The organism is Azospirillum sp. VT-I1 (genome assembly GCF_055698305.1).
This window is the reverse complement of the sequence record NZ_CP168800.1, coordinates 1476003-1494427: the sequence shown is the minus strand read 5'-3', so window position 1 is coordinate 1494427 and position 18425 is coordinate 1476003. Positions and strand designations below refer to the sequence as shown.

General features: G+C 69.1%; 17 protein-coding genes. 13 read left to right on the top strand and 4 right to left on the bottom strand.

Features of this window, described 5'->3' with window-relative positions:
* The first annotated feature begins 83 nt into the window (after window positions 1–83).
* From AB8P05_RS07170 to AB8P05_RS07135, 8 genes are all read left to right on the top strand, one after another.
* Window positions 84–902 (top strand): phage capsid protein, encoded by an 819-nt coding sequence (locus tag AB8P05_RS07170; protein ID WP_472757453.1) that lies wholly within the window; start codon window positions 84–86, stop codon window positions 900–902.
* A gap of 72 nt (window positions 903–974) precedes the next feature.
* Complete coding sequence (locus tag AB8P05_RS07165; protein WP_472757452.1) at window positions 975–1247, top strand: hypothetical protein; 273 nt, start codon at window positions 975–977, stop codon at window positions 1245–1247.
* Window positions 1248–1312: 65 nt separating this feature from the next.
* On the top strand, window positions 1313–1882 hold the full coding sequence (locus tag AB8P05_RS07160) for a phage connector family protein (protein WP_472757451.1): 570 nt from the start codon (window positions 1313–1315) through the stop codon (window positions 1880–1882).
* Window positions 1883–1912: 30 nt separating this feature from the next.
* Window positions 1913–3808: a phage tail protein gene (locus AB8P05_RS07155; protein ID WP_472757450.1), complete on the top strand. Its 1896-nt coding sequence runs from the start codon at window positions 1913–1915 to the stop codon at window positions 3806–3808.
* An 838-nt stretch (window positions 3809–4646) separates the two neighbouring features.
* Complete coding sequence (locus AB8P05_RS07150; RefSeq protein ID WP_472757449.1) at window positions 4647–6677, top strand: glycosyl hydrolase family 28-related protein; 2031 nt, start codon at window positions 4647–4649, stop codon at window positions 6675–6677.
* Window positions 6674–7126 carry a hypothetical protein gene (locus AB8P05_RS07145; RefSeq protein WP_472757448.1) on the top strand — a complete coding sequence of 151 codons (453 nt, stop codon included), beginning with the start codon at window positions 6674–6676 and terminating at the stop codon, window positions 7124–7126. The genes AB8P05_RS07150 and AB8P05_RS07145 overlap by 4 nt, the downstream gene beginning before the upstream one ends.
* Window positions 7039–8193 (top strand): phage terminase large subunit, encoded by a 1155-nt coding sequence (gene terL, locus AB8P05_RS07140; protein ID WP_472757447.1) that lies wholly within the window; start codon window positions 7039–7041, stop codon window positions 8191–8193. Before AB8P05_RS07145 ends, terL begins: the two co-directional genes overlap by 88 nt.
* 33 nt (window positions 8194–8226) lie before the next feature.
* Window positions 8227–8547 (top strand): hypothetical protein, encoded by a 321-nt coding sequence (locus AB8P05_RS07135; protein WP_455172535.1) that lies wholly within the window; start codon window positions 8227–8229, stop codon window positions 8545–8547.
* Between the two features lie 29 nt (window positions 8548–8576).
* Here AB8P05_RS07135 and AB8P05_RS07130 read toward each other — a convergent pair whose 3' ends face one another.
* A complete protein-coding gene (locus AB8P05_RS07130; RefSeq protein WP_455172534.1) occupies window positions 8577–8795 on the bottom strand; it encodes a hypothetical protein in 219 nt (72 codons plus the stop codon).
* A gap of 299 nt (window positions 8796–9094) precedes the next feature.
* Between AB8P05_RS07130 and AB8P05_RS07125 the strand changes: the two genes are divergently transcribed.
* From AB8P05_RS07125 to infC, 5 genes are all read left to right on the top strand, one after another.
* Window positions 9095–9469, top strand: a complete 375-nt coding sequence (locus tag AB8P05_RS07125; RefSeq protein WP_472757446.1) for a DUF952 domain-containing protein — start codon at window positions 9095–9097, stop codon at window positions 9467–9469.
* Window positions 9466–10539, top strand: a complete 1074-nt coding sequence (locus tag AB8P05_RS07120) for a quinone-dependent dihydroorotate dehydrogenase (RefSeq protein ID WP_472757445.1) — start codon at window positions 9466–9468, stop codon at window positions 10537–10539. The genes AB8P05_RS07125 and AB8P05_RS07120 overlap by 4 nt, the downstream gene beginning before the upstream one ends.
* A 118-nt stretch (window positions 10540–10657) precedes the next feature.
* Window positions 10658–11908 (top strand): EAL domain-containing protein, encoded by a 1251-nt coding sequence (locus AB8P05_RS07115; RefSeq protein WP_472757444.1) that lies wholly within the window; start codon window positions 10658–10660, stop codon window positions 11906–11908.
* A gap of 241 nt (window positions 11909–12149) precedes the next feature.
* Entirely contained in the window at window positions 12150–14114 is a 1965-nt protein-coding gene (gene thrS, locus AB8P05_RS07110) for a threonine--tRNA ligase (protein ID WP_472757443.1), read from the top strand.
* A gap of 84 nt (window positions 14115–14198) precedes the next feature.
* Window positions 14199–14726: a translation initiation factor IF-3 gene (gene infC / locus AB8P05_RS07105; protein ID WP_455173062.1), complete on the top strand. Its 528-nt coding sequence runs from the start codon at window positions 14199–14201 to the stop codon at window positions 14724–14726.
* Between the two features lie 152 nt (window positions 14727–14878).
* Here the strand turns inward: infC and AB8P05_RS07100 are convergent, their stop codons facing one another.
* From AB8P05_RS07100 to AB8P05_RS07090, 3 genes are all read right to left on the bottom strand, one after another.
* Window positions 14879–16255 (bottom strand): CocE/NonD family hydrolase, encoded by a 1377-nt coding sequence (locus tag AB8P05_RS07100; RefSeq protein ID WP_472757442.1) that lies wholly within the window; start codon window positions 16253–16255, stop codon window positions 14879–14881.
* A 222-nt stretch (window positions 16256–16477) separates the two neighbouring features.
* Window positions 16478–16675, bottom strand: a complete 198-nt coding sequence (locus AB8P05_RS07095; protein ID WP_014248756.1) for a DUF2783 domain-containing protein — start codon at window positions 16673–16675, stop codon at window positions 16478–16480.
* Between the two features lie 24 nt (window positions 16676–16699).
* Entirely contained in the window at window positions 16700–18355 is a 1656-nt protein-coding gene (locus AB8P05_RS07090) for an FAD-dependent oxidoreductase (RefSeq protein WP_472757441.1), read from the bottom strand.
* Window positions 18356–18425 lie beyond the last annotated feature (70 nt).

The window sequence follows — 18425 nt, the reverse complement described above, 5'->3', positions numbered from 1 at the left end:
CAGTCCCGACAACCGGGTGGCGGAACGATCCCTCCCGCCGCGCCGTCGCGGGAGCCGCAGGAACGCGAAAGGAAAACATACCCATGTCCACCACCATCGCCCAGGCGTTCGTCAAACAGTTCGAACGCGAGGTCCACGAGGCTTACCAGCGCATGGGCTCCAAGCTGCGCAACACGGTGCGCAGCAAGAACAACGTGCAGGGCGCCTCCACCGTCTTCCAGAAGGTCGGCAAGGGCGCCGCCTCCACCAAGTCGCGGCACGGCGCGGTTCCGGTGATGAACCTGGACCACACGCCGGTGGAATGCGCGCTGTACGATTTCTATGCCGGCGACTGGGTCGACCGGCTGGACGAGCTGAAGACCAACATCGACGAGCGCCAGATCATCGCCAATGCCGGCGCCTATGCGCTGGGCCGCAAGACCGACGAGCTGCTGATCGCCGAGCTGAACAAGTCGGTCAATTACGCCGGCAACGCCACCGACGGGCTGACCAAGGCCAAGATCCTGACCGCCTTCGAGATGATGGGTGCCGCCGACGTGCCGGACGACGGCCAGCGCTATGCCGTCGTTGGCTGGAAGCAGTGGAGCCAACTGCTGGGCATCGAGGAGTTCGCCAGTGCCGACTATGTCGGCTCCGACGAGCTGCCCTGGCGCGGCACCCAGGCCAAGCGCTGGCTCGGCACGCTGTGGCTGCCGCATTCCGGCCTGACGCTGAGCGGCAATGTCCGACTCTGCCACTGGTATCACAAGACGGCGGTCGGCCACGCGGCGGGCGCCGACGTGAAGACCGACATCACCTGGCACGGCGACCGGGCGGCGCATTTCGTCAACAACATGATGAGCCAGGGCGCCGCGCTGATCGACACCACGGGCGTCGTCACCCTGCGCTGCCTGGAGAGCTGAGCGGGTGTGAGTTTCCCTCTTCCGGGGCGGGAGAGGGCATTTTTCCCCCAGAAAATCCGGAGTCTTCGATCCATGGCCTATGCGTCCAAGGATTTGAGCGTGCTCGCCTATGCGAACGGCTTCACGCTCTGGCACTACACCACGCCCGATGCGGCGACCGACGTCGACACCGCCGGCTACTTCAACGGGGCGGCCGACTTGCTGCGGGTGGGCGACATGCTGCTGGCGAACTGCGCGGTCGGCAGCGCCACGCCGGCGACCGGAGTGCTGGTGGTGGCGGCCAGCGCCAACGGGGCGGTGGATGTCGCCAACCTGACGCCGTTCGGCACCGCCAACAGCGACTGATCCGCCGAGGGGAAGGTGTCGCGGTGCCGGCGCCTTCCCGAAATCCCGAAACCGGAGACCTGCATATGGCCCTGACCGCCATCGGCCTGTGCGGCCGTGCGCTGATCAAGCTCGGCGCCACCGCCATCGCCTCCTTCGAAGACGGATCCGCCGAGGCGGAGGTGGCCGCCGCCCTCTATGGCCCGACGCGCGACGCGCTGCTGTCGGCCAATGCCTGGAGCTTCGCCAGCAGGCAGGCGGCACTGCCGCGGCTGGCCGAGCCGCCGGTCGCCGATTACGCCAGCGCCTTCCAGCTGCCGGCCGATTTCCTGCGGGCGCTGGCGGCCGGCGGCGGCGGGCGGGGGCGCGGCCTGTCCTACCGCATCCATGGCCGCACCCTGCTGTGCGATGCCGGCGCCGTCACCCTGTCCTACATCGGGCGTCCGGCGGAGGAGGATTTCCCGGCCTTCTTCGACCAGGCGCTGATCGCCCGGCTGGCCGCCGAGTTCTGCCTGCCGCTGACCGAAAGCTCGACGCGGGCGGAGCTGCTGGCCCAGCTGGCCGAAAGCGAGTTCCGCCGCGCCCGCCAGATCGACGCCCAGCAGGACAGCCAGCCCGGCTTCGAGGACTTCACCCTGATCGATGCGCGGGCATGAGGGGGGCGAGAGCATGAAGGGGAGGGCGTGATGGGACGGCTGCATCAGGTCAAGACCAACTTCACCGCCGGCGAGGTGTCGCGCCGCCTGCTGGGGCGCGGCGACCTCAAGGCTTACGACAACGGCGCGCTGGCCCTACGCAACCTGTTCATCGACCCCACCGGCGGGGTGACGCGGCGGTCGGGCCTCGCATTCACCGCGCTGGCCCGCGGCGACGGGCGGCTGGTGGCCTTCGAGCGCAACGCCGAGCAGACCTATCTGCTGGTCTTCACCGACCGCTGGATCGACGTGTTTCAGGGCGGGGCGAGGCTGGCGTCGGTTGCCGCGCCCTGGACGTTGACGCAACTGGCGCAGATCACCTGGACGCAGAGCGCCGACACGCTGCTGGTCTGCCATCCCGACCTGCCGCCGCGCAAGCTGACGCGCGGCGACGACGGAACTTGGACCCTGGCCGAATGGGCCTTCGCGGTGGAAGGGGAACTGCTGCGCATACCCTTCCACCGCTTCGGCGACCCGGCGGCGACGCTGACGCCGTCCGGCACGAGCGGAGCGGTCAGCGTCACCGCGTCGGCTCCGGTGTTCGACCCGCGCCATGACGGCACCCGCATCCGCATCAAGGGCCGGCAGCTGCAGGTGACCGGCGTGGTGTCGGCCACCCAGGTCAACGCCACGGTGAAGGAAACGCTGGCCGATACCCAGCCGACGACGCAGTGGGAGGAGCAGGCCTTCTCTCCCTTGCGCGGCTGGCCGGTGTCGGCGGCCTTTCACCAGGACCGGCTGGTGATCGGCGGGTCGCGCGACCTGCCCAACCGGCTGTGGCTGTCGCGCTCCGCCCAGATCTGGAACTTCGACCTGGGCGAGGGGCTGGACGATCAGGCCATCGAGTTCGGCATCCTGTCCGATCAGGTGAACGCGGTGCGCGCCGTCTTCTCCGGCCGGCATCTGCAGGTCTTCACGTCGGGCGCCGAATATATGGTGACCGGCGACCCGCTGACCCCGCAGAGCATGCAGGTCAACCGGCAGACCCGCATCGGCTCGCCGATGGACCGTGCCATCCCGCCGCGCGACGTGGAGGGGGCGACGCTGTTCGTGCCGCGCAATCGGCGCGAAATCCGCGAGTTCCTCTACACCGACACCGAGGCTGCCTATCAGGCCAACGACCTCGCCCTGCTGGCCCGCCATCTGGTGTCCAGCCCGCGCGACCAGGATTACGACCAGAACCGCCGGCTGCTGTTCGTGGCGATGGAGGACGGCACTCTGGGGGCGCTCACCGCCTACCGGGCGGAGAATGTCACCGCCTGGACCCTGTTGGAGACCGCCGGGGCGGTGCGCTCCGTCGCCGCGGTGGGGGACGAGGTCTACACGCTGGTCGAGCGGCAGGGCGTGTGGACCGTGGAGCGGTTCGACGACGCGCTGAACCTCGACGCGGCGGTCACCGGCGAGCGGGTAGACGCAACGGCGGTGTGGGACGGGCTGGCGCATCTGGAAGGGCGGACGGTCGCCGTCGTCGCCGACGGGGTGGTGCGCAACCCGGCCACGGTCCAGGCCGGCAGCGTCACGCTCGACCCGCCGGCGCGCCGGGTGGAGATCGGGCTGCCCTATACCCACCGGATCGAGCCGCTGCCGCCCAACCTGCTGGGGCAGGCGACCGGGGCCGACATCGTCCGGCTGGTCGCCGTCACCTTCCGGCTGGAGGAGACGGCGGCGCTGCGCGTCGATCTGGGGCGCGGGTTGCAGGAACTTCCGCTTCACCGGCTGGGGCCGCAACCGGCCGGCGGAGTGCCGCCGCGGGTGTCCGGCGACCGCCGGCTGCGGGCGCTCGGTTGGCGCCACGACACCGACGTCCCTCTGTGGCGCATCGAACAGGATGCGCCGCTGCCTTTCACGCTGCTTTCCGTGACCATGGAATTGAAGGTGAACGACTGATGGGTGGAATCGCTCCCCTCGTGACCACGGCGTTGCCGCTGGCGAACTCGGTCATCGGCACCGTGCGCAGCGCCAATGCCGGCCAGTCCGGTGCCGCCGCACAGCAGGCCGCAGCCCAACAAGCCGCTGCCGAGCTTGAATACAAGCGCCAGCAGGATGCCGCGCAGGCCGCAGCGGCCCAGGCGGCGCTGGAGCAGAAGTACCGTGAGGAGGCGGCGGCGGCCGAACGCTCGGCCCAGGCCGCCGCCGCCGCCCGCCAGCATCAGGCCCAACTGCAGGCGGAGGCGCAGGCCCGTCAATGGGCGCATGACGCCGAGTTGCGTCAACAGGAGCAGGAGCTTCAGCGCCAGCGGGACGAGGCCGCCGCCGCTGCCGCCGCGGCGGCGCGGACCAAGGAAATGGACGATTTCCGCGCCTCCCAGGAACAGACCCTGGCGCAGCTGCGCGCCAGCCAGGAGCAGGCGGTCCGCACCAAGGAAAGCGACGCGCAGACCCAGCTGGCCCAGTTGACCGCCGCGGCGGATGCGGCCGAACAGCGGCGGCTGGCCGCCCTGCGTCAGGCGGTCAGCAAGACGCGCGCCGGGCTGGGCGCGCGCGGCGTCACCGCGCAGGATGGTTCGGGCGAGGCGATCCTGCTGGGGCTGACCAACTCCAGCGAGACCGAACGAAAGGACGCCCAGGCGACCGACCAGCTGAAGCGCGCCGCCATCCAGCAGAGCCTGGACGAGGCCAGACGCCGCAACCTGCTGGAGTTGTCGCAACTCGCCGACCGTCAGCGGCTGGAATACATGAGCAAGTTCTTTGAGCACGCCGTCTGCTGCTGTTCCGGAGACCCCCGATGTCCACGTCGCTTCTCATCCCGCGCGGAACCCCGCGCGTGCAGTATCTCGCCGACGGCATGCAGCGGGTCTTCACCTACCCGTTCCCGATCTTCGCCGACGAGGATCTGCAGGTCTTTCTGGGCGCCGCACTCCAGAGCACCGGGTTTGCGGTCAGCGGGGCCGGCGCCACTGCGGGCGGGACTGTGACTTTCGCCGCGGCGCCGGCGGAGGGCACCATGGTGCTGCTGCGCCGCCGCCTGCCCATCGAGCGGCGCAGCGATTTCGGCGAGAGCGGGCCGTTGCCGGCCGCCGCCCTCAACGGCGAACTGGACCGGCTGACCGCGGCGCTCCAGCAGGTGGCGGGCGACCAGGAACTGATGCTGCGCTATGCCGACAGCGACCTGCCGGCCTCTCCCCTGCTACCGGAGCGGGACTTGCGCCGGGGCAAGCTGCTGGCCTTCGACAGCGCCGGCAACCCCACGATCCGCCCACCGGTGGACGAGGAGGCGCTGGCGACCTATGTGCCGCCGGGCGCGGGGGCCACCGCCCGGCCGGTGCGCGACAAGCTGGCCGATCTCGTTTCCGTGAAGGATTTCGGCGCGGCCGGTGACGGGCTGATCGACGACACGCTGGCCCTGCAGGCGGCGCTGACCTCCGCCCGCGCGGTGTTCGTGCCGCCGGGGACCTACCGCATCGCCAACACGCTGACGCTCGGCCACGGGCAGACGCTGTACGGGGCGGGGCAGGCGTCGGTGATCCGTGGGGCGTCCAACGGCTTCGACCTGATCCATCTGCCGGACGGCTACGCCACCCTGTCGGGCCTGCGGCTGGAACAGGGGTGGGCGGGGGTGCGGCTGTTCGGGCGCGACGGCCCTTGCGTGCAGAACAGCCTGACCGACCTGACGCTGTGGGAGCCGGAGGTGGGGCTGCTTTTCGACGGCTACATCGACCCTGACCGGCCTTGCTATTGGAACAACATCGCCCGCGTGCTGGTGGCGCGGCCGTCGCGGCATGGGGTGTGGCTGACGCGGACGGGGGCGGGCGACACGCCGAACGCCAACCGCTTCCACGCCGTGCGGGTCTATTCGCTGTCGGCGCCGATGACCGGCTGCGGATTCTTCGTGGAGCAGGGGCGCTACAACAACGCCTTCTTCGACTGCGAGGCCAACCTGTGGCCGCAGGCGGAGGCCTGCTTCCGCGTCGGCGCCGTGACCGACAAGACGCTGATCGTCAATTTCTACGCCGAGTCGCTGGGCGCGCTGCCGAACCTGCAACTGGATGCCGGGTCGGTGGAGACGGCGGTCGTCAACCTGTTCTCCGCCGCCGCCGGGCCGGCGATCCTCGACCGGTCGGGCGGGCAGTACACGGCGGTCAATGCCGGCTATCCGGAGAAGAACCGGCTTCAGCGCAGCCGCATCACCGAACTGGTGGTGGAGGCCCTGCGCTACGACACCGACTATGTGGAGCCGGTCAATGGCGGGGTGGTGGCGCTCGACCTGACGAGTTCGGTCTATCTGGTCAGCGCCTATGGCGGGCCGGTGGAGTTGCGTCTACCCAAGGCCGAGGCCGCCAACGGCCATGCGCTGACGATCAAGCGCACCGATGCCTCGACCAACCGGCTGACGGTGACGGAGACCGGCGGGCCGGGGCCGGATGGGCGGGTGCTGTCGCTCGGCAACCGTTACGACTTCGCGACGCTGGTGTCGAACGGGGCCGGCTGGTGGATCGTCGCCGGCAACAGCCAGCCCGGCAACGCCCACTATCACGACACCCCCGGCCTGTTCGAGCCGGACCTGAACCAGCAGCTCTATCTGGTCAGCGCCTGGAACGGAGCGGTGGAGGTGCGGCTGCCGGCGCCGTCGGCCCCGCATGCGGTGGGACGGACTGTGACCATCAAGAAATCCGACACCGGCGGCAACCGCGTCACCGTCACCCAGGCCGGCGGCGGCGGGCCGGACAGCGAGGCCATCGCGCTGGCCGCGCAGGGCCATGCGGTGACGGTGATGTCCAACGGCGCCGGCTGGCACATCCTGGGGCGCAATCCATGACGGCGGCGAAGGACGACAGCTTTCGCGCCTTCGTTAAGGGCTGGAACGACATGGTGGAGCTGAAGACCCCCGCCCACCATGCGCGGATGGCGCGCTGGCTGGAGGACTGCATGGCCGGGCAGAACCGGCGCATGTTGCTGATGGCCTTCCGCGGGTCGGGCAAATCGACGCTGGTCGGGCTGTTCGCGGCCTGGCTTCTGCTGCGCGATCCCAACCGCCGGCTGCTGGTTCTGGCCGCCGACATGCGGCTGGCGATGAAGATGGTGCGCAACGTCAAGCGCATCCTGGAACGCCATCCCGGCTGCGCCCACCTGAAGCCGCCGGCCAGGAGCGCGACCAGTGGGCGGCCGACCAGTTCACGGTGGTGCGGCCGATGGAACTGCGCGACCCGTCGATGGCGGCGGCCGGCATCGGCGGCAACATCACCGGCAGCCGCGCCGACGTGGTGATCTGCGACGATGTGGAGGTGCCGCGCAACGCCGACACGGCGGTGAAGCGCGCGGCGCTGCGCGAGCGCCTGTCGGAACTGGAATATGTGCTGGTGCCGGGCGGGGCGCAGCTCTATGTCGGCACGCCGCATGCGCAGGACAGCCTCTATGCCGAGGAGACCGACGACGGCAGCCCGCCCTTCCTGGACGGGTTCGAGCGGCTGGTCCTGCCGGTCTATACCGAGGATGCCGACGGCCGCCGCAGCTACACCTGGAAGGAGCGCTTCGGCGAGGCGCATGTCGCCCGCATCCGCAAATCGACCGGCCCCAACAAGTTCACCAGCCAGATGCTGCTGCGCCCGGTCAGCGCCGCCGACGGTATGCTGGATGTCGAAAAGCTCGGCCGCTACGACGCGGAACTGGTGTACCGCGAGGCTTTGGGCCGCGCGGTGCTGACGCTGGACGGGGTGCGGATGGTCTCCGCCTCCTGCTGGTGGGATCCGGCCTTCGCCCGGCTGGCGGCGGACGGCAAGACCAAGGGGGGCGACGGCAGCGTCGTCGCCGTGGTCTTCGGCGGCGCCGACAACCGCTTCTACCTGCACCGGGTGCGGTATCTGGCGGTCGATCCCCGGTCGGAAGAGACGGAGGCCGACCAGCAATGCGGGCAGATCTCCCGCTTTCTCGCCGACAACCACCTGTCGTCGATCCACATCGAGATCAACGGCATCGGCCGCTTCCTGCCCGGCATCCTGCGCAAACGGCTGCGCCATGACCGGCTGGCCGTCGGCGTGGTCGAGCATACCAGCCGCAAGCCCAAGGCCGAGCGCATCATGGAGGCCTTCGACGCCCTGATGGCCGACCGCCGCCTGCTGGCTCACCGGTCGGTGTGGGAAACGCCGCTGATCCGGGAAATGCGCGACTGGCGCCCTGATGGCCGCTATCGCGGGCCTGACGACGGTCTGGACGCGGTGGCCGGCTGCCTCGGCGCCGAACCCTTCCGCTTCGAAGAGCCGGCGGCCCGCCCCGAACGCCGCCCCGACTGGCGGGGTACCGGCACGGTGGTGGCGCCGTCGGATTGGGAGCTTTGAGTCGTTTCACCAACCTGCGATAAGGAGACCCCGATGCACGATACCCTGACCACGGGCCTGGATCTCGCCTGGTGGATCACTGCGGTCGAACTGCCGGCGATGGGCGGGCTGTTCTGGCTGATCGCGCGGGTGCGCAAGGATGCCGACAGCGCGCTGGACGATCTGCGCGCCCGGGCGGAGGAGGCCCAGGCGCAGGTGCGCGAGAGCCTTGCCGCATACAAGCTGGAGGTCGCGAAGACCTATGTCTCCTTCGCGACCCTCAAGGACGTCGAGCAGCGCCTGACCGACCATCTGCTGCGGATCGAGACCAAGCTCGATTCGGGCTTCATGCCGTTCGAGGGCGGACGGCGCTGACCGCTGACGGCCGTGACGGGCGGGGCGGCTCAGTCGGCGTGGTGGATCATCGCCTGGTAGATCTTCCAGGCAACCTCGACCGACACGCCGCCGGCCCGCGCGCCGGCCGCCAGCATGGTGGCGCTCGGCTTCAGCGGGACCGCGGTCTGACCCGGCTCGCACAGCGCGCCCATGGCGGTGACCGAGGCGCCCAGGTCCGTGTCGCAGGAGTGGGTCTTCTTCATCAGGCTCATGGAAATCGCGTTCATGGCGGGTCCTCCGTTGGCTTGTTTCCGTCACAGCAAAAGCGGTGCCAACCCGTATAGGTGGCTCCGGAGCCTGGAATCGCAGGGGTTGCGCGGGACGGCCCGCCGTTTCGGCAGGAACGAAAGCCGTGGAAACTCAAAAATACCCGCAAAATGCCGAATAGTTTCGAGTGTGCTTTGCAAAATGCAACGCGCGACGCGTGCGGAATTGCATTCGGGAGTCGATCTTGCGTTGTGGCCAGGACCCTGCGGCTTTGATGTGTCTGGCCGGTAGCCGCGCCTTAGGATAGTGTCCGACCATCATGACCGACCGAATCATCCACCACATGTGCCGTGCGGACGAGTGGGACGCCGCCCGCCCGGCCGGCAGCTACCCGGGTTCGTCGCAGGATGTCCAGGACGGCTTCATCCATTTCTCCACCGCCGGTCAGGTGGTGGAGAGCGCCGCCAAGCACCGTGCCGGCCAGGACGGCCTGCTGCTGCTGACGGTGGATGCCGACCGGCTGGGCGCCGCCCTGCGCTGGGAGCCGTCGCGCGGCGGACAGCTGTTCCCCCACCTTTACGGACTGCTGCCGGTGGATGCCGTGCTGCGGGTCGACCCGCTGCCGCTGGGGCCGGACGGGCGCCACGTCTTCCCGGCCGGCTTTCCCTTCACCCTCCAGGACCTCGTTCCGTGATCGACCTCTATCCGCTTGCCGGGCCGCTGCTGTTCCGCTTCGACCCCGAGACCGCTCATGGCCTGACCATCAAGGCGCTGAAGACCGGGCTGGTCCCGCCGGCCCGTGGCAAGGACGAACCGGCGCTGCACACCCGCGTCTGGGGGCTGGACTTCGCCAACCCGGTCGGGCTGGCCGCCGGCTTCGACAAGAATGCCGAGGTGGTGGACGCCATGCTGAACCTCGGCTTCGGCTTCGTCGAGCCCGGCAGCGTCACCCCGCGCCCGCAGCCCGGCAATCCGCGCCCCCGCCTGTTCCGGCTGGTGGAGCAGCGGGCGGTCATCAACCGCATGGGCTTCAACAACGAGGGGCTGGAAGCCTTCGCCCAGCGGCTGGAGCGTCGCCGCGCGGCGTCCAGGCGTGCGCCCGGCATCGTCGGCGCCAACCTGGGCAAGAACAAGGACACAGCGGACGCCGCCGACGATTACGTGATCGGCGTGCGCCGGCTGGCGCCGCTGGCCGACTATCTGGTCGTCAACGTCTCCTCCCCCAACACGCCGGGCCTGCGCGCTCTGCAGGGCCGCGATCCGCTGCGCGCCCTGCTGGAACGGGTGCTGGAGGCGCGGGCGGCCTGCGGCCTGACCCGCAATCCGCCGCTGCTGCTGAAGATCGCGCCCGACCTGACGGTGGAGGACAAGAGCGACATCGCTGCGGTGGCGCTGGACTCCGGCATCGACGGGCTGATCGTCTCCAACACCACCATCGCCCGGCCCGACGGCATCCCGGCGGCGATGCGCAGCGAGGCCGGCGGCCTGTCCGGCGCCCCGCTGTTCGAACCGTCCACCTCCGTCCTGCGCGAGATCTATGCGCTGACCGGTGGCAAGCTGCCGATCGTCGGGGTGGGCGGCGTGGCGACGGGCGAGGACGCCTATGCCAAGATCCGGGCCGGCGCCTCGCTGGTTCAGCTCTATTCGGCGATGGTCTATGCCGGGCCGGCGGTGGTCCACCGCATCCGCCGCGAACTGGCGGAGCTGCTGCGCCGCGACGGCTTCCGGTCGGTCGCCGAGGCGGTGGGGGCGGACCACCGTTGATCCCGCGCAGGGCGGAACCGGCGGCGGCGTAGCATTAACGGATCGTCAAGCGGGTATCCCGACAGTGAGGATGCCTGTCCGGTCCGGAGACATGCCCGTGTCAAAGGTTCCGCATTCTGTGAAGGCTCTGACCGCCGATTTCCGACCCGGCACTGCCGTTTCCACCACCGTGGTTCCTGCGATGACCCTGCTGACGCACCTCGTCTATGCGCTGGCTTATCTGATCGCCGGGATTTCGGCCGGTGCCGCCCTGTGGGCGTTGCGGCCGGAGGCCGATCCGCTGGTGGCATGGATGGCCGGCGCGCTGGTGGTGCTGGCCGGGGCGCTGGTCCATGACGTGGTGACGCGGCTGGAGCGCGAGCGCAAGGCCGCCCGCCGCATCGCCCGCCTGAACGACCGGGTGGAGGAGCTGGCCCATCTGCTGGAGCAGCGCCTTGCATCGGATCATGGCGCCGCGCCGGAAAGCAGCGTGCGCTACGATGCGGTGATGCAGGAGGTGAAGCTCCTGCAGTCGCTGGTCGCCCGCCTGACCGAACGGCGCGCTCCCCGCCCGCCGGCACCCAGTGGTGACCGGCGTCCGGCCGCCGTGCCGTCGCCCGTCCCGCAGCCGGCCCCGCCCTCCGCCGCTCCGCTGGACGACGCCGCGGTGCTGGAGGCGGTGCGCGACGCGCTGAAAGCCGACCGCATCGACGTCTACCTGCAGCCGATCGTCAGCCTGCCCCAGCGCAAGCACCGCTTCTACGAAGTGTTCTCGCGCGTGCGGTCCGCCGACGGGCAGCAGATCATGCCCGACCGCTATCTCGACATCGCCGAGCGCGAGGGGCTGATCGCCACCATCGACAATCTCCAGCTGGTCCGCTGCGTCCAGCTGATCCGCGAGACGGAGCGGCGCCAGCACGCCATCGGCTTCTTCGCCAACATCTCCGCCGCGACGCTGGCCGACGCGGAATTCATGCGCCAGTTCCTGAACATGATGGCGCAAAACCATGCCCTGGTGCCGAAGCTGGTGTTCGAGTTGAGCCAGCATGCCCTGAATGCCGGCGGGGCGGTGACGATGGGCATCCTGTCGCAGCTGGCGCGGCTGGGCTTCCGCTTCTCCATGGATCAGGTGACGGACCTCGGCATCGACATCGACCGGCTGCTGCGCCACGAGTTCCGCTGCATCAAGCTGGACCGCGCGTTGGTGCTGGATCCCGCCAATGCCGAGCGGATCCGCGAGTTGCGCCGCCGCTGCGCCGCCGACGGCATCGACCTGATCGTCGAGAAGATCGAGACAGAGAACCAGCTGGTCGAGGTGCTCGACACCGGCTTCGACTTCGGTCAGGGCTACCTGTTCGGCGAACCGCGGCTGAGCCGGAAGCCGGAGTGAGAGGGCGTTAGACCCCCACCTATCCTCCCCCGCTGGGCGGGGAGGGACTGCCGCTGCCTTCCTGCATCAGCGCCAATTCCCTCCCCGCCCAGCGGGGGAGGGTTAGGGTGGGGGCAAGTGCTTGAGCCGCGCTCCCCTTGATTTCCGCCACCGCGCTTGACATTCCCCCACGCGGCGATGGAAATTTCGCGTTCCCGGCCAAGTCCGGGCACCCGATCCGGGTGAGACCAACACTAGTGAAATGGTGACTTCGGTGACGTCCAACATCGCCATCACGCTGCCCGACGGCAGCGTGCGGGAGTTCGACCGGCCGGTGACGGGGCTTGAGATTGCCCAGTCCATCGGCTCGCGCCTTGCCAAAGATGCGCTTGCCGTCAAGATCGACGGCACGGTGAAGGACCTCACCACCACCGTCACTACCAACGCCAAGATCGAGATCGTCACGCGCAACCACGCCGACGCCCTCGAGGTCATCCGCCACGACGCCGCCCATGTGCTGGCCGACGCGGTGCAGAAGCTGTATCCCGGCACGCAGGTCACGATCGGCCCGTCGATCGCCACCGGCTTCTACTATGACTTCGCGCGCGACGAGCCGTTCACGCCCGAGGATCTGGAGAAGATCGAGGCGAAGATGCGCGAGATCGTCGGGGCCGACATCCCGATCGTGCGCGAGGTCTGGGACCGCGACGAGGCGGTCGCCTACTTCAAGAAGCTCGGCGAGCATTACAAGGCCGAGCTGATCGAGGCGATCCCGCAGGGCGAGCCGGTGTCGATCTACCGCCAGGGCGACTGGCTGGATCTGTGCCGCGGGCCCCACGCCATGACCACCGGCAAGGTCGGGCAGGGCTTCAAGCTGATGAAGGTGGCCGGCGCCTATTGGCGCGGCGACAGCCGCAATCCCATGCTCCAGCGCATCTACGGCACCGCCTGGCGCGACGAGAAGGAGCTGAAGGCCTACCTGCACCAGATCGAGGAGGCGGAGAAGCGCGACCACCGCAAGCTGGGCAAGGAACTGGACCTGTTCCATGTGCAGGAAGAGGCGGTCGGCTCGGTCTTCTGGCATCCGAAGGGCTGGACGCTCTACCAGACGCTGGAAACCTACATCCGCACCAAGCTGAAGGGTGCCGGCTATGTCGAGGTCAAGACGCCGCAGCTGATCGACAGCTCGCTGTTCAAGGCGTCGGGCCACTGGGACATGTATGGCGACAACATGTTCAAGGTGGAGGCCGACGGCGGCGAGAAGCTGCTGGGCATCAAGCCGATGAACTGCCCCGGCCATGTCCAGATCTTCCGCCACGGCCTGCGCTCCTACCGCGACCTGCCGATCCGCATGGCGGAGTTCGGCGCCTGCCACCGCAACGAGCCGTCGGGCGCCTTGCACGGCATCATGCGCGTCCGTGCCTTCACCCAGGACGACGCCCACATCTTCTGCACCGAGGATCAGGTGCAGAGCGAGGCGGCCGAGTATTTCAAGCTGCAGCTCGGCGTCTACCGGGACCTGGGCTTCGACAAGATCTCGGTGAAGCTGGCCCTGCGTCCGGACGTCCGCACCGGCGCCGACGAGCTGTGGGACCGCGCGGAGGGTGCGCTGGCCCAGGCTCTGCGCGACGCCGGGCTGGAGTATGAGGAACTGCCGGGCGAGGGCGCCTTCTACGGCCCGAAGGTGGAGTTCCACCTGACCGATGCCATCGGCCGGACCTGGCAGTGCGGCACGCTGCAGTACGATCCCAACCTGCCGGAGCGACTCGATGCCAGCTATATCGGCGAGGATGGCGCGCGCCACCGGCCGATCATGCTGCACCGGGCGATCCTGGGGTCGATGGAGCGCTTCATCGGCATGCTGATCGAGCATTACGCCGGCAAGTTCCCGCTGTGGCTGGCCCCGGTCCAGGTGACCGTCGCCACCATCACCAGCGAGGCCGACGGTTATGCCGAGGAAGTGGCCAAGCTGTTGAAGCGCAAGGGGCTGCGCGTCGAACTCGACACCCGCAACGAGAAGATCAACCTGAAGGTCCGCGAGCACAGCCTGCAGAAGGTCCCCCTGATGCTGGTTGTCGGAAAGCGCGAGGCGGATGAGCGGACGGTCGCGCTCCGCGTGCTGGGCGGCAAGGATCAGGAAATTCTTGCCCTCGACGCGGCGGTGAATAAACTGGTTGAGGAAGCGAGATCGCCTGCAGGCGATGTCGTGACCGATTCGCCGTTTTAACCGACCGCGCGACGCCGCCGGCTGCTCCTCTGGACAGCCGGCTTCCGCGCGGTTTCAGACCATGGAGAAGCGTCCATAGCCAGGATCCCGTCCGAAGCCGCCCCGACCCGCGATGGACCGCGGGTTAACCGGGAGATTACGGCTCGTTCCGTTCGTCTCGTTGGCGCCGACGGCGAGATGATCGGCGTCGTTTCGTTGCGCGATGCTTTGCTGGCTGCCGAGGACGCCGGCCTCGATCTGGTCGAGGTCGCTCCTCAGGCGGAGCCGCCTGTCTGCAAGATCCTCGACTATGGCAAGTTCAAGTACGAGGCGCAGAAGAAGGCCAACGAAGCCCGCAAGAAGCAGAAGATCATCGAGGTCAAGGAGATCAAGCTCCGGCCGAACATCGATGACAACGATTACGACGTGAAGATGCGCTCGGCGCGCCGTTTCCTCGAGGAAGGCGACAAGGTCAAGGTGACCATGCGCTTCCGCGGCCGCGAAATGGCGCACCAGGATCTGGGTATGAACGTGCTGGTCCGCGTCCGCGACGAGCTGGACGAACTGGCGAAGGTCGAGCAGATGCCGAAGCTCGAAGGCCGCCAGATGGTCATGGTGCTGGCTCCGCGCTGACGCGGGGTGACCTTACGGAAAAGGCCCGTCCGGGATGCCGGACGGGCCTTTTTTCTTTGGGGGCGCGGGTGTCGCGCAGGTGTCGTGGTGCGATTGCCCCCTCCACCGCCAAAGGCGGGGGAGGGTTGGGGAGGGGCACAATCGCTCGAGCATTACCGCAGCGGCCGGTCGTCGACGATCACCACATAGCAGGTGTGGCGGGTGTATTTGGCGCAGTTGTCCAGGGCGCCGCGGCGGGCAGCGTCCTCGCTGGCCATGCCGGACTTCCAGCCGAAGGCGCCGTCCCGCGACACCGCGAAGGCCTTGCGGCCGGCGGCTTCGAGATAGGCGTTGAACTTCGGCCGGTTGGCGTCGGACAGTTCGGGCGGCGGCTCCAGCCTGACGGGGGTGCCGCGCGGCCCCTCCGGCGCCGCCGCGTCCATGTCGGCGCCGGCACCGGCCGGCCGGTCGTTCAGGTAGGCGATGCGGCAGCTTTGGCGGGTGTGCTTCGCGCAGGTCTCCAGCGCGCCCTCCTGTGCCGCCTCCAGGCTGCGCAGGCCGGATTTCCAGCCGAAGGCGCCGTCGGGCGACACGGCGAAGGCCTTGTTGCCGCCGGCCGCGACATAGGCGGGGAACTTGGCCCGGTTCGCGGCGGACAGTTCGGGCGGCGGCGGCAGAGCCGGCAGGGCCAGCGCGATCGGCGTCCGGCGCGGGACCAGCCCGTTCTGCGCCAGGAAGTCGTCGACCATCGGTGTCCATTCCGCAATCGCCGCGCTGAAGAAGGAATGCCCGTCCTTGCCGTGCGGCGGTGCGGCGACGAACTCGCCCCGGCCGCCCTCATGGGTGAAGGCCTCCCACAGGCGGCGGGCGAGGTCGGGGCCGAAGAACAGGTCGTTCTCCGCATAGATCCACAGGGTCGGCACGCGCGAACTGCGGCCCAGCGTGCCGAAGGCGGCGACCAGCCGCTCCTCCCGGCAGACCTCGTTGTCGGCGATGGAGCCGCGCCCACCGGCGAAGCTGATCGCCGCCTTAAGCCCCGGCGGCGGGTCGGCGCTGAGCGCGATGCTGGCAAGCCCGCCGGCGGACACGCCCACCGCGATGACGCGGCCGGGATCGGCATAGGGCTGGGCCGCCACATAGCGGACGGCCTGGCGCAGATCCTCGGCGCTCTGCCGGGCGGAATGCAGGTAGTCGGGGTTGTTGCAGGCGCCGGTCGATTCGCTGTAGGGGCCGTCCGACCCGCCATAGCCGCGCCGCATCACCGCCACCGTCGCCCAGCCGCGCCGGGCGAATTCGCGGGCTTCCGGCAGATAGCGCAACGGCGTCATCTGCGCCCGTTCCGCCGGGTCGCGCGGGGTGCCGTGGCTGATGATCGCGATGGGATAGGGACCGGGGCCGTCCGGCCGCAGCAGCATCGCCTCCAGCGTGGCGGAACTGCCGTCGGGGAAGCGCGCGGGGATCGACAGCGGCGTCTGCACCAGCCCTTCGGCAAGCGCCGGTCCGCACCACGACAGCATGAACAGCAGGGCGATCAGGCGGCGCAGGGTCATGGTGGGCGCAGTCTCCGCAAGAGGGGGCTTGCGCCTTTTGTACGCCATCTTGGGCTTGGCGTCAGTGGGGGAGGTGCCGGGGTGTCGGCTGACGATGCCCCCTCCCTAACCCTCCCACTCTTCGAGGGAGAGGGGACTGCCGCTGCGTCGCAAACTCCCCTCTCCTGCCCTCGGTCGGCCGAAGGCCGATCCGAAGCCGTGGGAGGGAGGGGGAACTCTATCCTACTCCACCCCCTGCCGCGCCACCCGCAACGCCTCGGCCAGAACCTCGGCGTCGCCGATGTGGTTGGCGAGCAGCAGGATCAGCTTGGCGTTCAGGCGGGTGCTCTGGTCGGGGGTCAGGTCGCGGTGGCTGTCGATCAGCAGCTGGTAGACGTCGTCCGGGCTGGCGAAGCGCTGCTCGGTCATCAGTTTGGCCATGGGTGGGCTCCACGAGTTCGTATGTCAGCGGCCGGTGGCGCGGGCCAGCGCGGCGGACAGGGCCGCGGCGTCGAAGCGGCGCCAGCGGGCGGCGATGTGCTGGTCGGGGCGGATCAGATAGACGCTGCCCGGCGTCAGGTCGTAGCGCTCGCGCAGGCGGCCGGCGCTGTCCACCAGTTCCCCGGCGATGCCGCGGCGGCGCTCGGTCACCGCATGCCAGGCGAGCGGCAGCGGCCCGGCGGCGAGACCGTCCAGCGCTTCCGCCACCTCGGCCGGGACCGGTCCGTCACCCGCGGCGTAGAGCACGGTGAAGCGGCCGTCCAGCGCCTCCATCAGCCAGCCGGGCTGGCCGTCGCGCTCCACCGGCGCATCGGTGGCCGGCGCCCCCGGCACCATCCGCCCGGCGAAGGCGTCGGTATCCGGCGTGTTCAGCGGACTGTCGCTGTAGGTGGTCGGGGTGGACAGACGGCCGGAATTGACCAGCGAGCGGGCGAAGGGCTGGTCGACCGCCAGTTCCAGCACGGCGTCGCGGAAGACGCGGCTCATCTCGCTCTTCGGCGTGATGAAGTCGGTGGAGCGGGTGGAGTTCAGGATATTCTCCTTCGCCGCCGCCACCCGTTCGTCGCTGTAGCTGTCCAGCAGCGACTCCGGTGCCTTGCCGTCCAGCACCAGCGCCAGCTTCCACACCAGATTGTCGGCGTCCGGCACGCCGCTGTTGGCGCCGCGCGCGCCGAAGGGCGAGACCTGATGGGCCGAATCGCCGGCGAACAGGATGCGGCCATGGCGGAACCGCTCCAGCCGGCGGCACTGGAAGGTGTAGACCGACACCCATTCCAGTTCGAACGGCGTGTCGGCGCCCAGCATCGCCTGGACGCGGGGGATGACGCGCTCCGGCTTCTTCTCCTCCTCCGGGTCGGCGTCCCAGCCCAGCTGGAAATCCAGGCGCCAGACATTGTCGGGCTGCATGTGCAGCAGCGCCGACTGCTTGCGGTGGAAGGGCGGGTCGAACCAGAACCAGCGTTCGGCCGGGAAATCCGCCTTCATCACCACGTCGGCGATCAGGAAGCGGTCCTTGAACACCTCTCCCTGGAACTCCAGCCCCAGCATCTTGCGCACCGACGACTTGGCGCCGTCGCAGGCGATGACCCAATCGGCCTCCACCGCATGGACGCCGTCGGGCGTTTCCACCTGCAGCACGACATGGTCGTCCTCCTGCTTGGCGGAGATGACGCGGGAGAGCCAGCGCAGGTCTATCAGGTCGCTCCTGCGGGCTTGCGTGACCAGGAAATCCTCCAGGTAATATTGCTGGAGGTTGATGAAGGCGGGGATCTTGTGGTCCGGCTCCGGCAGCAGGTCGAACTGGTAGACCATGCGGTCGCCGTTGAAGACCTTGCCGATCTTCCAGACGACACCCTTGTCGATCATGCGCTGGCCGACGCCCAGCCGGTCCCACACCTCCAGCGCCCGCTTGGCATAGCAGACGGCGCGGCTGCCGACGCTGACGGTATCCTCGGCGTCCAGCACCACCACCGGCACGCCTTTCAGCGCGAAGTCGAGTGCCGCGGTCAGCCCGACCGGGCCGGCGCCGATGACCACCACCGGATGACGCCGGACGGTGCCGGTGCGCTGTTCCTCCGATGGGATGAAGCTGTATTTCGGATAGCTGAAGGTCGCATGCATTGGGCGTTTCCTCCCCGGAAACAAAGATCGCCAGAACCATGGCCGGATGCGCCGGCTTGTGCCGAATCGT